The sequence below is a fragment of the Erythrobacter sp. BLCC-B19 genome (genome assembly GCF_028621955.1).
Lineage (GTDB): Bacteria > Pseudomonadota > Alphaproteobacteria > Sphingomonadales > Sphingomonadaceae > Erythrobacter.
On record NZ_CP117516.1, the window covers coordinates 2,096,748 to 2,111,959 of the forward strand.

At 66.6% G+C, this 15,212-nt stretch carries 8 protein-coding genes; 6 read left to right on the plus strand and 2 right to left on the minus strand.

The window, feature by feature from the left end; genetic code table 11:
* Positions 1 to 11: 11 nt before the first annotated feature.
* The 6 genes from PS060_RS09740 to PS060_RS09765 all read left to right on the plus strand — a co-directional run bounded on the left by PS060_RS09740 (position 12) and on the right by PS060_RS09765 (position 12,370).
* Positions 12 to 2,069 (plus strand): adenylate/guanylate cyclase domain-containing protein, encoded by a 2,058-nt coding sequence (locus tag PS060_RS09740; RefSeq protein ID WP_273982779.1) that lies wholly within the window; start codon positions 12 to 14, stop codon positions 2,067 to 2,069.
* Positions 2,056 to 2,805, plus strand: a complete 750-nt coding sequence (locus PS060_RS09745; RefSeq protein WP_273982781.1) for a hypothetical protein — start codon at positions 2,056 to 2,058, stop codon at positions 2,803 to 2,805. The genes PS060_RS09740 and PS060_RS09745 overlap by 14 nt, the downstream gene beginning before the upstream one ends.
* Positions 2,806 to 3,015: 210 nt before the next feature.
* Positions 3,016 to 4,401: a multiheme c-type cytochrome gene (locus PS060_RS09750; RefSeq protein WP_273982783.1), complete on the plus strand. Its 1,386-nt coding sequence runs from the start codon at positions 3,016 to 3,018 to the stop codon at positions 4,399 to 4,401.
* 2 nt (positions 4,402 to 4,403) lie between these two features.
* Positions 4,404 to 6,362 (plus strand): heme-binding protein, encoded by a 1,959-nt coding sequence (locus PS060_RS09755; RefSeq protein ID WP_273982784.1) that lies wholly within the window; start codon positions 4,404 to 4,406, stop codon positions 6,360 to 6,362.
* Entirely contained in the window at positions 6,363 to 8,246 is a 1,884-nt protein-coding gene (locus tag PS060_RS09760) for a hypothetical protein (RefSeq protein ID WP_273982786.1), read from the plus strand. It abuts the gene before it with no gap.
* Positions 8,246 to 12,370 carry a hypothetical protein gene (locus PS060_RS09765; RefSeq protein ID WP_273982788.1) on the plus strand — a complete coding sequence of 1,375 codons (4,125 nt, stop codon included), beginning with the start codon at positions 8,246 to 8,248 and terminating at the stop codon, positions 12,368 to 12,370. The genes PS060_RS09760 and PS060_RS09765 overlap by 1 nt, the downstream gene beginning before the upstream one ends.
* 128 nt (positions 12,371 to 12,498) lie before the next feature.
* Here PS060_RS09765 and PS060_RS09770 read toward each other — a convergent pair whose 3' ends face one another.
* Together PS060_RS09770 and PS060_RS09775 are read right to left on the minus strand one after the other, a co-directional pair.
* The gene (locus tag PS060_RS09770; RefSeq protein WP_273982791.1) at positions 12,499 to 13,380 is read right to left on the minus strand and encodes a metallophosphoesterase; all 882 of its coding nucleotides are present in this window, start codon (positions 13,378 to 13,380) and stop codon (positions 12,499 to 12,501) included.
* 2 nt (positions 13,381 to 13,382) lie between these two features.
* A complete protein-coding gene (locus PS060_RS09775) occupies positions 13,383 to 15,206 on the minus strand; it encodes a cytochrome c3 family protein (RefSeq protein WP_273982793.1) in 1,824 nt (607 codons plus the stop codon).
* Positions 15,207 to 15,212: the final 6 nt, after the last annotated feature.

The following is a 15,212-nucleotide window of genomic DNA, read 5'->3' on the forward strand; positions in this document are numbered from 1 at the left end:
TTGCCCTTGCGATGAACGACACGTCCGCCAGCTTTGCCGCGCGCTTTGGCTGGCTGACGCGCGGCTGGCACAATGTGCGCGAGGCGGGCACCGTCCAGCTGGCGCTGACGGTCATGCTGCTTGGCGTGGCGCTGCTGATCGCGCGTTACAGCTGGGTGCTGCCCGATGGCACAGAGCCCACCCCGCTCACCAGCGAGGCCGAGCGGGCGCTCTATGACCTGCGCGCCTATTACGCGGCCGACCTGGTCGAGGAAGACAAGCGCGTGGTGCTGGTGGTCTATACCGACCAGACGCTGATTGCGGCGCGCAAGCGCTCGCCCCTCGATCGCGGCCTGCTGGCCAAGACCCTGCGCACGCTCGACACCTTCGAGCCCAAGGCGATCGGGATCGACATCCTGTTCGATCAGCCGCAGGACGAGGATGAGGAGCTGATCGCGGCGCTGCGCAGCATGAAGACTCCGGTCGCGGTCGCCTATGCCGCCAAGGCGACCAACCCGGACGATATCGAATACGAACAGCAGCAGTTTCTCGAAGCCTTCATGGCGCGGCTCGAGGGCAGCAATGCCCAGCCTGCCAGCATCCGGCTCGACAACACCTTCGGCGCGACCCGGCTGTGGCCCGATATCCGCCCCGGCCTGCCGCCCCTGCTCGGGCGGGTGATGCTGGCCGAAGCCGGTGAACCCGCCAAGGCCTTTGCCGGTTACGAAGGCGCGATCGATTACCGCCGCGCCAAGTATCAAGATTCGGTGCTGTTTCCCCCGGCCCAGATCGACCTCTTCGTCGATCCCGATCCCGAGATTCTCCCGTTCCTCAAGGAGCAATATGCCGGCAAGTATATCCTGATCGGCGGCGATATTGTCGATTATGACCGGGTCGAGACGACCTTCACTTCGATCAATGGCGAAGTTCCGGCGGGAATCGCGGTCCATGCCGAAATCATCGCCCAGATGCTGGACAACCGCCTCTTGAGGCCGATCGAGACATGGGTGCTGTGGGCGATGGCGGCGCTGGTGGTTGTGATCGCGGTTCTGACCGCACTGCTCGAATGGCCCGCACGGCGGCTGGCGCTGTTTGGCGTTGCGCAGCTGGTGCTGTTTCAGGGCACGCCGTTTCTGTTGCAGTTCCAGAATGTCGACACCTATGGCCTGCCGGTGGTCGGCTGGCTGATCGGGTGGATCATCGTCTTCACCGCCGTCACCACCACGGCGCGCGCATCGGGCGCGGTGCAGCGCAATTTCGCCACTGGGGCGCTGGGCAAGTATATCCCGCGCGACATTGCCCAGGCGATCATCGAAAAGCCCGAGCTGCTGAGCCTTGGCGGCGAGAAGCGCACGATCTTCGTGTTGTTCAGCGACCTGGAAGGCTTCACCAAGATGAGCCACGCGATCGCGCCGGAAATGGTGGCAAAGCTGCTCAACCGCTATCTTGATGTGCTTAGCCAGGTGGTGCTCGATCATGGCGGGGTGATCGACAAGTTCGTGGGCGATGCCGTGGTCGCCTTCTGGGGTGCGCCGATCAGTCGCCCCGACGACGGGATGCGCGCGGCGCGGGCGGGTTACGCCATGTGGCAGGCGGGCGAGGCCTTCCGCGCCGAGGTCGCCGCGATGGACCCGGATCTGCCGCCGATCGGCAAGACCCGCGTGGGCCTGCATTATGGCGAGGCGGTGATCGGCAATTTCGGGGGTGCCAATCGCATCCAGTACACCGCGCTGGGGGATTCGATGAACACCGCCGCGCGGCTTGAAGCGGCCAACAAGGCACTCGATTCGGCGGTGATGGCGAGCCGCGAATTCGCCGAGGCCTCGGGGCTTGATTGGTGGCGGCCAATGGGGCGGGTGGTGCTGCGCGGGCGCGCGCGGCCGGTTGAACTGTTCGAGCCCGCACCCGAATTTCCCGCGCAAGATCGCGCCGCTCTGGTAGAGGCGAGTGTGCTGTCCGTCACCGACCGCGCCGCCGCAGTGCGGCTAGTGGAGGGGGTGGCTGCGCGCCATCCCGAGGATTCAGCGTTGCGCAATCTCGCGCGGCGCATTGCAGATGGCGACGAGGGAGGAACCTATGTTCTCGGATAGACTGAAGCGCAATTTCGCCGCACTCGCGCTTGCCGGGGCCGCCTTGGCTTTGCCGGTGGCGGCGATGGCCGGGGTGGTGGTCAAGTCCACCGGCCCCTCTTCGACCAAGTATCCGGTCGGCACCAAGATCGACGACAACGCCTCGATCACCCTGAAGGCGGGCGATGTGGTCACCGTGCTGACCGCGCAAGGGACGCGCGTTATCAAGGGCGCAGGCACCTTCCGCGTGGGCGATCGCCCGCAGGTTGCCGCTGACCGTTTCGCCTCGCTCACCCGCAAGCGCGCCGCCACCCGCGTGCGCACCGGGGCGGTGCGCGACGTGACCGACGGCATCCCGACCAACCCCAACCTCTGGTATGTCGATGTCACCCGTTCGGGCACGATCTGCCTCTATGATCTGGCCACCGTCCGCTTGTGGCGTCCGGCGACCGGGATCAGCACCTACCGGATGTTCAACCGCGAAAACGGCGCTTCGGTGGATGTCACCTTCGACGATACCGTAACCGTCGCCGCGCTCGATCCGGCGCGCCTGCCGATCGTCGAGGGTGTGCCCTATAACATTACCGGGCCGGACAATGCCTCCAGCGCGCAAGTCAATTTCGTGCTGCTGGCCGATGACTACGAAACGCCCGATGCCCTGGCCGAAGCGCTGATCGCCAAGGGCTGTTCGGTGCAGCTCGAATCGCTTGCCGCCAGCCTCGAGGAATCCGCTCCTGCCGAAGAGGTTGCGCCCTGAACAAGCGTGCATGATGTCGATTGCCTGTTGCATCGCGCCCCCAAGCTTGGGACAAGGGCGTGGGTCAGCCAGACGGGGGAATCGGCAGACGGGGAACGAAACCTGACGCAGGGTTACAAGCATCGCGCGGGGGCGCGGTGCTAGCCTGTCAGGGATTGCAGCGGTACCGGAGCCGCTCTCACGTCAGGCGATCATCTCGGGGGGGATGGGATGAGGCGAATTTGGTCAGGCAGGATCACACGGGTCGCACAGCGGCCCGGCGCACTGCGTGTGCTGGCGGTGATTGCTCTGGCGCTGGTCTATCCCGCATCGATCGCGATCGGTAACGGCACCTTCGAAGGGGTGGCGACCTGCGCCGGTTCGACCTGCCACGGCCGCGCGGAAGGCAATGGTGCGGTTGTTCGTCAGGACGAGATCGCCACCTGGCAGGAACCCTCTTCGCCCAGCGGCGCGCACAGCCGCGCCTATGCCGTGCTCGGCGGGCGGCGCGGCCAGCAGATCGCGGCGAGCCTCGGGCTTGGCAACGCGCAATCCGCGCCCGCCTGCCTCGGCTGCCATGCCACCAACGCGCCCGCCGGCGCCCGCGGCCCCAAGTTTACCCTCACCGACGGCGTCGGCTGCGAAAGCTGCCACGGTGCGTCGGGCGGGACATGGCTGGCGGAGCACTATGCGCTGCCCGCCACGCACGCCTCCAACGTGGCAGCGGGGCTCACCCCGCTCGACAATCCCAAGGTGCGCGCCGGGGTGTGCCTTGATTGCCATTATGGCTCGGCCAAGCCCGGCCAGTTCGTCACCCATGCGATGATGGCCGCCGGGCACCCGCGCGTGTCGTTCGAGCTCGACCTGTTCTCCTCGCTCCAGCAGCACCACCAGATCGACGGCGATTACACCGCAAGGAAGAGCGTGCCCGATGGCGTGCGGCTGTGGGCGGTCGGGCAGGCCGAAGCGGTGCGGCGGTCGACCAGCCTGTTTGCCCAGCCCAAACTGGCCTATGAAGGCGCGTTCCCGCAGTTCTACTTCCTCGATTGCCATTCGTGCCACCGCACCATCACCGATGGCCCGCAGCGCAAGCTGACCTTCGAGACCAATCCGGCGCGGCCCATCCCCTTCGGCAACCCGCCCTTCAATGACGAAAACATGATCATGCTCCAGGCGGTCGCAGGGGCACTGGTGCCGGGCGAGGCGGCCGCTTTCCAGACCGCCGCGCGCGACTTCCACAAGGCGTTTGGCGCTGGCCCGGCCGAGGCCCGCGGCGCCGCCCAGACGCTTTCCTCGCGCGCGGGCGCCTTGTCCGATGCGCTGTCGGCGCGCGGCTTTGGCAGCGGCGATGCCTTCAAGGTGATCGCGATCATCGCGGGCGAGGCCACGAGCCAGCGCTTCACCGACTATGCCGGATCGGTGCAGGCGGTGATGGCGATCGACACCTTGCTCAACGCTCTCGTCAAGGAGGGCCGGGTGACGCAGGGCGCGGCAGCCGGGATCAGGGGCGACATCGCCCGCGCTTACAAGGCGGTTGAAGAGCCCAACGCCTACCGCCCGGCCGACTTCCGCGCCGCGCTCAAATCCGCCGCGGGCGCGATCGGCAGGCTGCAATAGAGATGCGCGTCGGGGGGATCAGAACCGGCTGGATTGCAGCAAGCGCGCTGGTGCTCGCCTCGTGCGGGGGCGGGGGGAGCAGTTCGGGCGGCGGCGGCACTGGCGGCGGCGGGCCAACGCCCACGCCCACGCCGCCCCCGTCAGGGCAGGTCTTCAGCGTGCCGGCTGCCGAGAGCCTCTCCTCCGCGCAGGTCGGCACGATCATCGCGCAAGCCGCCGCCGAAGCGCGTGCACGGGGCGCCGCTGCCACCATTGCCGTGACCGACCGAGTGGGCAACGTGCTGGCGGTCTTTGCCATGCCCGGCGCTGCGGGCACCGCGCGGATTTCCGACGCGCCCAATGGCCAGAACATCGATGTGCAGGGGCTCGTCATCCCCAGCGCCGGGGCGGCGATCGCCAAGGCGATTACCGGTGCCTATCTGTCGAGCGGCGGCAACGCCTTCTCCAGCCGCACGGCGAGCTTCATCGTGCAGGAGCACTTCCCGCCTGCACCGACAACTGCCGGGCTGGAGAGCGGCCCGCTGTTCGGGGTGCAGTTCAGCCAGCTGCCGTGCTCCGACCTTGCCGCGCGCGCGAGCGACGGGTTGATCGGCCCCAAGCGCTCGCCGCTCGGGCTGGCGGCTGATCCGGGCGGCTTCCCGCTCTACCGCAACGGCGTGGTCGTCGGCGGGATCGGGGTGATCGCCGACGGCGCCTATGGCTTCGACGCCAATGTTCTCGACCGCGACAATGACCTTGATGAAGCGATTGCGCTCGCGGGCACGGTCGGGTTCGAGGCACCGGAATCGATCCGCGCCAACCGCATCACGGCAGACGGCACTTCGCTGCGCTATACCGATGTCGAATACAGCCAGATCGGCAATGTCGCGGGCGCGACCTTTGCCGGCACGGCAGGCGCGCTGGTGCCGGTGACGGGCTATTACAGCGGGGCCGGCCTGCTGGCGGGCGTTGCCTACGGCACCGAGGCGTCGGGCGTGCGCGCCTCGACCTCGGCGGAATTCAGCAACCGCGATGCCTTCGTCCTTTCGAACGGCGCGGGCGTGAACCGCTTCCCCGTGCGCGGTGCGACCGATGCGGGCGCGGTGGCGAGCCCGCTGACTGCTGCCGAAGCGCGCACGATCCTCGAAGAAGCCTTCACCGTGATGAGCCGCGCGCGGGCGCAGATCCGCCAGCCGCTTGATAGCCGCGCGCAGGTGACGATCAGCCTCGTCGATACGCGCGGGGCCGTGCTGGGAATGGTGCGTTCGCCCGATGCGCCGATCTTCGGGATCGACGTCAGCTTGCAGAAGGCGCGCACCGCCAATTTCTTCTCCGCCCCCTTCGCCGCTGCCGAGCTTTCGGCAGCGGGCGGCGAGGTGCCGCAGTTCGTGACGCGGCTGCGCAATTTCCTCGGCGATCCTGCTGCGCTGACCGGGGCGACCGCTTTCTCTGACCGTGCCAATGGCAACCTGTCGCGGCCCTATTTCCCCGATGGCGAGCTGGGCACGGCCAACGGGCCGCTCTCGCGCCCGATTGCGCAGTTCAATCCTTTCTCGACCGGGCTGCAAAGTGCGCTGGTGCTCGGCAATCTCGCCCAGCATCTGGCCTTTGTCACCGGCCAGAGCGGGGCCGATACCCCGCGGGCCTGCACCAGCCTGCCGGGGGTGGCGGGCGGCAATCCGCGGCTGGCGAACGGGATCCAGATCTTCCCCGGATCGGTGCCGGTCTATCGCGGCAATACCTTGGTCGGCGCAATTGGCGTGTCGGGTGACGGGATCGACCAGGACGACATGATCAGCTTCCTCGGCGTGCATAACGGCGCGGTGCGGGCCGGGGGCGGCCTCGGCAATGCGCCTGCGGCGATGCGGGCTGATCGGATCGTGGTGCAGGTCGGCAGCCGTCAGGTGCGCCTGCGCTACGTCAACTGCCCCTTCGCGCCTTTCGTCGACACGGCGACCCAGAACGTGTGCGAGGGGCTGTAGATGGCCCTGCTGCCTTCCGCGCTGTTGCCTGCGCTGCTGCTGCTTCAGGCCGCGCCGCCGCCCGAGGTTGCGCAGCCGGCCACGCCGCCGCCGGGTGAAGCCCCTGCGACTGCGCCCGCGCCGCAGGACTGGGAGGTGGACACGCCCCCGGTCGATCCCGGTATCATCGAGGGCCGCGAACGCCCCGGCTACACCGCCCCGCTGCCCGAGCGGATCGAACAGAACAACCAAGGCGCGGTGCGCGCCCCGCCGCCGAGCGCCTTTCCGACCGATCAATTGCCGATCCCCGATCGCTGGCGGTTGATCGAGAGCCTTGGGCTGGTGAAGGAAAACCTGTTCGATCCCTATCACCAGAACACCTACAAGGGCGACCGCCCGATCGATCGCAAGAAGGTGCCCTGGCTGCCGATCAAGGGCGATGACTGGTTCTTCGTCGCCAACCTGATTTCGGATTCGGTCTACGAACCGCGCACCTTCCCGATCCCTGTCGGCGTGCAGACCACCGAAGACCCGGACCGCAACGACGTGTTCGGCAATGATTTCAGCCAGGTCTTCAGCCAGACCTTCATCGCCGGTTTCGCGCTGCTGAAGGGGATGACCACCTTCAAGCCGCCGACCATCGAATACCGCCTGACGCTGGCCTACAACGTCAACTATGTCGATGTGCCCGAACGGCGCGTGCTGTTTGTCGAGCCGTCGCGCCCCTCGCACCGGCTCGATCACTTCCTCGGGGTGCAGGAAGCCTTTGTGGATTACCACTTCGGCCAGTTCGACACCGACCGCTTCGACTTCATTTCGATCCGCGCCGGCATCCAGCCGTTCCAGTCGGATTTCCGCGGCTTCCTGTTCAACGACCAGCAACTGGGCGTGCGCCTGTTCGGATCGCGCGACAACAACCGCTTCCAGTTCAACCTCGGCGCCTTCTGGCGGCTGGAGAAGGACACCAATTCGGGCCTCAACTCCATCGTCAAGAGCCCGCGCGATGACTTCGTCTTCGTCGCCAATGCCTATCGGCAGGACTTCCTGATCCCGGCGCTGACCAGTCAGGTCACGGTCGTCTACAACCGCAACCGCGAGGCGAACGACATCGAGATCGACGACAACGGCTTCCCGGTGCGCCCGGCCTTGCTCGGCACGCTGAGGGGCCGAGATTACGACGCGGTCTACCTCGGCTACAACGCCGATGGCCGGATCGGGCGGGTCAACCTCACCGGCAGTTTCTATTGGGCGCTGGGCGAGGATCGCAACAGCTTCTTCACCGACCGCCCGGCCGATATCAACGCGCAGTTCGCCGCCATCGAAGCCAGCTATGATCGCGACTGGATGCGCTTCCGCCTGTCGGCCGCCTATGCCAGCGGGGACGAAGACCCCTATGACAACACCGAGGGCGGGTTCGATGCGATCTTCGAAAACCCGGTGTTTGCGGGCGCGGATACATCCTACTGGATCCGCCAGACGATCCCCTTTGCCGGCGGCGGGCGCGCGGTCAGCGTCAATGGCCGCAACGGCCTGCTCAATTCGCTGCGCTCCTCGAAGGAGCAGGGGCAGAGCAATTTCAACAATCCGGGGCTGATCCTTGCAGGGGTCGGCGCGGATTTCGATCTGACGCCGCAATTCCGCCTCTCGGCCAATGCCAATCACCTGTGGTTCGAGAACACGGCGACGCTGCAGGCGCTGCGCAACGAAGGCTCGATCCCCAAGGAGATCGGCTTTGACCTGTCCGCCTCGGCGATCTGGCGGCCCAAGGCCAACCAGAACCTCGTCTTCCGCCTCTCCGCCGCGACGCTGGTGGCAGGGGACGGGTTCAAGGATCTGTTCACTGCACGGGGCGGCGGCGGACAGGAATTCGTCTCGATCCTCGCCAACGTGGTGTTGACCTACTGATGCGCGCGCTGACCCAATCCTTCACCCGCCACATCGCGCTGCTGGCCGCGGCGCTGGTGCTGGCCATCGGCCTGTTCGCCGGATCGCCGCAGGCCTCGGACAAGGAAAAGCCGGTCAAGCGCGATTACACCGCGGTGTTTGCCCCCCCTGCGCCTGCCCGGCAATCGGTGGCGGAGATGGAAGCGAAGTCCGCCGGCTGCAACACCTGCCACGTCAAGACCGACGCGCCGACCATGCACGTCACCCCCGCCGTGCGGCTGGGTTGCACCGATTGCCACGGTGGCAATGCCTCCATCGAGGGCAATTCCGAGCTGGCGCACGATCACCCCGATTACGTCGCCGCGCGCGACAAGGCGCACGTGCTGCCCAAGTATCCGAACAGCTGGCACTTCCCGTCATCGGCCAACCCGAAGCGGTCCTACGCGCTGCTCAACAAGGAAAGCCCTGAGTTCATCAAGTTCGTGAACCCGTCCGATTACCGCGTCGCGCGCGATGCCTGCGGGGCGTGCCACATCCAGGCGATCGAAGCGGCGGAACGCTCGATCATGGCGACCGGCGCGATGCTTTGGGGCGGGGCGAGCTACAACAACGGCATCCTGCCCTACAAGAACTACCTGCTGGGCGAGGCCTATACCCGCGACGGTCTGCCCGCCAAGCTGACCACGCCGGGCGCCGGGTCGGACGGCAAGCTTTCGCCCGAGCAGGTCGCGCGCGGGGTGCTCGCGGAGATGTATCCGCTGCCGACCTGGCACGTGATCCCGCCGGGCGATGTGTTCCGTGTGTTTGAACGCGGCGGGCGCACGATCAACTCGCAGTTCCCCGAAATCGGCCTGCCCAACCCGACGGGTTCGATTCAGCGCCTCGAGGAGCCGGGGCGGCCCGACCTCAAGCAATCGAACCGCGGCCCCGGCACCGGCCTGCGCGTGGCGATCCCGGCGCTCAACATCCACAAGACCCGCCTCAACGATCCCTTCACCTGGTTCATGGGCACCAACGACCAGCCGGGCGACTATCGCCACTCGGGCTGCGCCTCGTGCCACGTGGTCTACGCCAACGACCGCGAGCCGCGCCACTCGCTGGTCTATGCCCAGTTCGGCCGCGACGGACAGTCGATGACGGTCGACCCGACGATTGCGGGCAAGGTCGAACACGCCGAGGATGGGCACGGCGAGAAGACCAGCGGCCACGGGGCGGTCAAGCAGCCGGGCGATCACGACGCGCACGACGACCACGGCGACAAGCCAAAGGGCGCCGACGATGCCCTGCTGACCGCCAGCGGCGAGGTGAAGGAGAAGGGCCACCCGCTTGGCCACGTCTTCACCCGCGCGATCCCGACCAGCCAGTGCATGAACTGTCACATGCACCAGCCCAATATCTTCCTGAACTCGTTCCTCGGCTACACCATGTGGGATTACGAGAGCGATGCGCCGTTCATGTGGCCGAAGGAGCAGAAGTACCCCACCGCCGAGGAAGTCCGTGCGATCAACGACCGCAACCCCGAAGGCGCCGCTGCGCGCGGGCTGTGGGGCGATGTCGACTTCCTGCGCAACGTCTATGACCTGAACCCCAAGCTCAAGGACACCCAGTTCGCCGACTATCACGGCCACGGCTGGAACTTCCGCGCGATCTTCAAGCGCGACCGCGAGGGCAATCTGCTCGATGCGGACGGCAAGATCGTTGACCCTGACGATCCGGAGAAGTGGCGCAAGCAGGGCGAGGGCAAGTTCGTCCCCGCCGGCACCAACCCCGGCAAGGCAGTCCACATGATGGACATCCACGCCGAGATCGGGATGCAGTGCGCCGATTGCCACTTCGAACAGGACAGCCACGGCAATGGCCTGATCTATGGCGAGGTTGCCAACGCGATCGAGATCGGCTGCAAGGACTGCCACGGCACGCCCGATGCCTACCCGACCTTGCGCACCAGCGGCCCCGCCGCGCCGCCCGAAGGCCATGACCTCAGCCTGCTGCGCAACCCCGATGGCAAGCGCCGCTTCGAATGGCTTGAAGGGGCCGATGGCAGGCGCAAGCTGGTGCAGCGTTCGATCGTCGATCCCAGTCTCGAATGGGAGATGAGCCTCGTCAAGGATGTGGTCGATCCGGCCACCCCGGTGTTCAACGCCAAGGCCGCGCGCGCCAAGCTTGTCAGCCGTTACGGCGCGGAGACCGGCAATTTCGAATTCGGCCTCGGCATCAGCGGCGATGATCGCGCGCACCGCGACCCCGAAATGGCGTGCTTCACCTGCCACCTTTCGTGGACGACCTCTTGCGGCGGGTGCCACTTGCCGATCGAGGCGAACTGGAAGACCAAGATGCACCGCTATGAGGGTGAGGAGACGCGCAACTTTGCGACCTACAACCCGCAGGTCGCGCGTGACGAGATGTTCCAGCTCGGCAAGTCGATGACCACCAAGGGCAACCAGATCGCCCCGGTACGCTCGTCCTCGGCGCTGGTGCTGTCGTCGACCAACATCAACCGCGAACGCATCTATGTGCAGCAGCCGCCGATTTCGGCCATCGGCTTCTCCAGCCAGGCCTTCGCGCCGCACTTCCCGCACACCGTGCGCAAGACCGAAACCAAGACCTGCACCGATTGCCACCTGTCGGCAAAGGAAGACAACAACGCCATCATGGCGCAGCTCTTCCTGCTGGGCACGAACTACGTCAACTTCGTCGGGCTGAATGCGTGGAGCGGCCTCGAAGGCGGCTTCCAGGCGACCCGCGTGACCGAATATGATGAACCTCAGGCGGTGATCGGCTCCTACCTTCACCGCTATGCCTACCCCGACTGGTGGGGCCTGCATGTCGACCAGAACGGGCGCGAGCTGAAGAACTGGGTGCGCGGCAAGACCTTCGACGAGAAGCTCTCGGGCGAGACTCACAATTTCGAGGAATTCGTCAACGTCCACGAAGGCACCAAGGATCGCGTGGGCTGCCTCCAGCTGCGCGGCGAATACATGTTCGTCGCCGAAGGCAGCGGCGGGTTCACCGCCTATGACGTGGCCAGCATCGCCAACAAGGGCACCTCGGAACGCATCCTCAAGGGGCCATTCAGCGCGCTGGGGCATGATACCAACGTCAAGACCACCAACGCGACCTGCATGGCGCTGGCGACCAACCAGCCGATCGCGCCCACCCGCTCGACGCCCGAAATGCGCGCGATGAATCAGGAGCAGGCGTTCCTGCCGATCTACAACTTTGCCGCGATCACCGATGCGGTGGAGGGCCTGATCCTCGTCAACGTCAACACGCTGGCGGACGGCGAATTCCGCAACAACAAGCTCAAGCGCCTGACCTATGCCGACGGGCGCACCGCGTGGAACCCCGACGGGGTGCTCACCGGTGCGCGGCACATCACGCTGGCGGGCGAGATTGCCTATATCACCGCCGACAAGGGGCTGGTGGTGGTCGACCTCGCCAATCCCGAGGCGCCCAAACTCGCCGCCGTGCAGCCCCTGCGCGATGCGCGGGCGAGCGCGGTGCAGTTCCGCTATCTGTGGGTCACCGACGCTGACGGGGTGAAGCTGTTCGACGTCACCAACCTGCGCGCGCCCGTCGCCGTGCCCGAAGGCACCGTGCCGCTGGCTGATGCGCGCCGGATGTATATCGCCCGCACCTATGCCTATGTCGCCGCCAAGGGGGACGGGCTGGTCATCCTCAACGTCACCAACCCGCGCGCGCCCAAGGTCTATCAGAAGGTCACGCTGGGCGGGCAGTTGAACGATGCCGAGGATGTGATCGTCGGCACCACCAACGCCTCGCTGTTCGCCTATGTGGCGGACGGGAAGAACGGGATGAAGGTGCTGCAACTCACCAGCCCAGACAGCCAGCGCAATTTCTACGGCTTCAGCCCCGCGCCCAAGCCGGAGTTGATCGCCTGGGCCAAGACGCCTTCGCCCGCGATTGCGATGTCCAAGGGGCTCGACCGTGACCGTGCGGTTGACGAGACCGGCGGGCAGATGGCGGTGTTCGGGCGATTGGGCTCGCGGCCCTTCACCCGCTCGGAGATGGAGCAGCTGTTCCTGACCCGCAGCGGCGTGCCGTGGAAGGTCAGCGACGATGTCGACATGAAGCGCTGGGTGGGCCTGCCCCCGCCCGCCGGACGGCAGGCAGCGCGGAAGTAGTTATACTCTCGTCGTTGCGAGCGAAGCGACGCAATCCATAAACCGACGTCGCCGCTTCCGACAGGGCTGTTGATGGATTGCCGCGTCGCCTTCGGCTCCTCGCAATGACGAGGAAAGCAGAACACCGATCACCGCTCGGCGAACATTCCCCGGATCATCGGTTGCAGGCCTGCGTGGAAGCGCGCCAGCACCTGCCAGTCGCCCACCCGTTCGTAATGCGACACGAGGTTCGTGCCGTCCCAGCGGTGCAGCGCATAGGTCGGCGGCTCGGTGGTGATCAGCTCGCGATCATCGGGGATGTCCTGATCGATCGGGGTCAGATCCATCGCCACCAGCGGTGCGCAGGAGGGGGTGACGCTGAGCGGGATGCCGGCGAACTGCGTTGAAATCGGGCGGTGCAGGTGACCGCAATGGATCGCCAGCACCTGATCCTGCCCGGTCAGCACATCGCGCAGGCGCACCATCCACGGCTCGTCGGGCGCGGGGTCCATCCAGTCGATCCCGGCGACAACCGGCGGGTGATGCATGAAGATCAAGGTCGGCGTATCCGGCGCCTCGGCCAGCCGCGCCGCCAGCCATGCGGCGCGTCGCTCGCAAAAGGCGCCGCCGTGGCGGCCATCCTCCAGCGTATCGAGGCAGATGATCCTGAGGCCCAGCCCGGCATCGACCACATAGTGCAGGAAGCCGCCCTCTGCCGGCACCACCTGCGGGAAAGCGCCCAACAACCCGGCGCGGCTGTCGTGGTTGCCCACCATCGGCAGCACCGGGAAGGGGCAGCCATCGAGCATGGCCACGGTCTTGGCAAAGCTCTCTGCATCGCCGTGATCGGTGATGTCGCCCGTCAGCACCAGCATATCCGGCCGGTTCGGCCCATCGATCAGCCGCTTGAGCGCGGCGCGGAAGCGGGTGAGGTTGAGCTCTTCGGGCTTTTCATCGGGGGCAAAACCGACATGAATATCGGTCAATTGTGCGATCAGCACGGCGCGCGAGGATGCGGTGTCGGCCCCCATTCCTATTTCCTAGCGGCCCTTGCAACGGCTGCAACCGTTGTTTTGGCAGGGCCGGGCGGCAGCGGCGGCGGCTTGTAATGCGGCGCGGGGGCCGCGGGCGCCTTGAGGCCGGTCCATTGCCCGGCAGGGACATGGTAGGCGTGGCACATCGCGCAGTCCGAGGGCACGATCTTCGCGGTCTTCACCGCGGCCGCGCCAAGGTGACATTCGCGGCAGCTCTTGAGATCGGGGATCAGCAGGTCGGTTGCCACCTTCGAGGTATCGGCGGCGTGGCAATCGGTGCATTTTTCTTTCTTGTGCGCCTCGTGATTGAAGAAACTCGAGGTCAGGAATCGGTCGGGCAGATTGACCGGGATGAGGTCGGCCTGCCCCGTCGGCCCTCGGGAAGGCAGGTGACATTCGGTGCAAACGCCGCCGACCGACAGCGCATTCGACAACCCGATATAGGCGCGCACGGGGCGGCCGAAATCCGCGCGGTAGGGTGAGGCGCTGCCGATCTGGCCGGGGCGCTGACGCGCCGGGCCAGCGGCCACGCGCGGACGCGGCCCCGTGCTGATCCGGGCGAGATCCTCGGCCAGATCCTTCACATCCCCGTGGCGCAGCTTGCTGAAGCCGCCCACCGCGGTCCGTCCCGAAACCAGAGAATGGCACGCCTCGCAATCCTCTTCCATCTGCACCGGCTTGAAGCTCATGCGGTCAGGGGTGAGGCTGTGGCAATCCTTGCATTCGAGGGGCTTGCCATATTGGCCGAGGCTGACCGCCATGCGTGCAGCCCCGCCGCGCGGGTTCATGTGGACATCATGCGGGAAGACGAGGCCCGAGCGTTCGACCGGCTTTGATCCCGGCGCAGCGCGCACGGGCTTGGCCGCGCCGAAGCTGGCGAAATAGACCGGGCGCAGCTGCGGGTGGCTCTTGCCGAAATCATGCGCATTGGCGAGCGCGGTGTCGGTGAGGCGCGTGTCAAGCTTCTCGTGGCAATCGCCGCAGAATGCCTCGCTCCCGGCCTGGGTGCGCACCGGGCCTTCATGTTCGGAATGGCAGGCGACGCAGCCCAGCGGGCCTTCCTTGCCGAAGCCTTCCGCAATCTTCCATTGCAGCGCATCGCCGGGCGACAGCGCCGGCATCCCCTTGGCGAGGCGTCCCATCGGGGCGTGATCGCCGGTCTCCTTGTGGCAGCTTATGCAGGTTTCATCCTGCACGCTTTCGAAGGCGGCGACGTGGCAGCTTTCGCAATTGTCTTCGAGGCTGTGGTGTTTCAGCGAGAGCTCGCCGCTGGTCCATGCGCTGTCCATCAGCACCGCGCCCGGGGTCTTGCCGGTCGGGTCGGGCTTGGCGGGCGAGCGCAGCAGGTGGCTCGCCACCGGCACCATCAGCAACAGCAGGATGATCGCGCCTGCAAACACCCAGCTCATCGCCCGCTTGGACGGCAGCACGCTGGCGAGCGCAAAGCCGCGCAGGGCGTCACCCTTGCCCTCGTCGGGAACGACCTGGCGGATGGTGACGAGGATCGTGCCGTCGCCCTCGCGCGCAATCGCGAGCCGCGCTGCACCCAGCGCAATCTCGCCCCCGGTGCGCGGGTCGATCACCCCGTCATTGACCACCCGGCCATCGAGCCCGAAGCCCAGTGTGCCCAGCGCTGCGACCGTCAGCGTGCCATCGGCGGCGGTGTCGATCCGCACATGGTGCTGTTCGACCGCGAGATCGGGCAGGTGGATGTCGTTTTCGGCAGCGCGGCCCACGGTCAGGCTCGGCTGGTCAACCGTCCGGTCGCGGATGATCTCGCGGCCTGCGGCGGTGAAATCGATGGTGCGGATCAGGAATGCCATGGCCGC

Excerpts from the sequence above, each read along its gene's own strand:
- PS060_RS09740 (WP_273982779.1), top strand. The coding sequence starts at position 12 with ATGAACGACACGTCCGCCAGCTTTGCCGCGCGCTTTGGCTGGCTGACG.
- PS060_RS09745 (WP_273982781.1), top strand. The coding sequence starts at position 2,056 with ATGTTCTCGGATAGACTGAAGCGCAATTTCGCCGCACTCGCGCTTGCC.
- PS060_RS09750 (WP_273982783.1), top strand. The coding sequence starts at position 3,016 with ATGAGGCGAATTTGGTCAGGCAGGATCACACGGGTCGCACAGCGGCCC.
- PS060_RS09755 (WP_273982784.1), top strand. The coding sequence starts at position 4,404 with ATGCGCGTCGGGGGGATCAGAACCGGCTGGATTGCAGCAAGCGCGCTG.
- PS060_RS09760 (WP_273982786.1), top strand. The coding sequence starts at position 6,363 with ATGGCCCTGCTGCCTTCCGCGCTGTTGCCTGCGCTGCTGCTGCTTCAG.
- PS060_RS09765 (WP_273982788.1), top strand. The coding sequence starts at position 8,246 with ATGCGCGCGCTGACCCAATCCTTCACCCGCCACATCGCGCTGCTGGCC.
- PS060_RS09770 (WP_273982791.1), bottom strand. The coding sequence starts at position 13,380 with ATGGGGGCCGACACCGCATCCTCGCGCGCCGTGCTGATCGCACAATTG.
- PS060_RS09775 (WP_273982793.1), bottom strand. The coding sequence starts at position 15,206 with ATGGCATTCCTGATCCGCACCATCGATTTCACCGCCGCAGGCCGCGAG.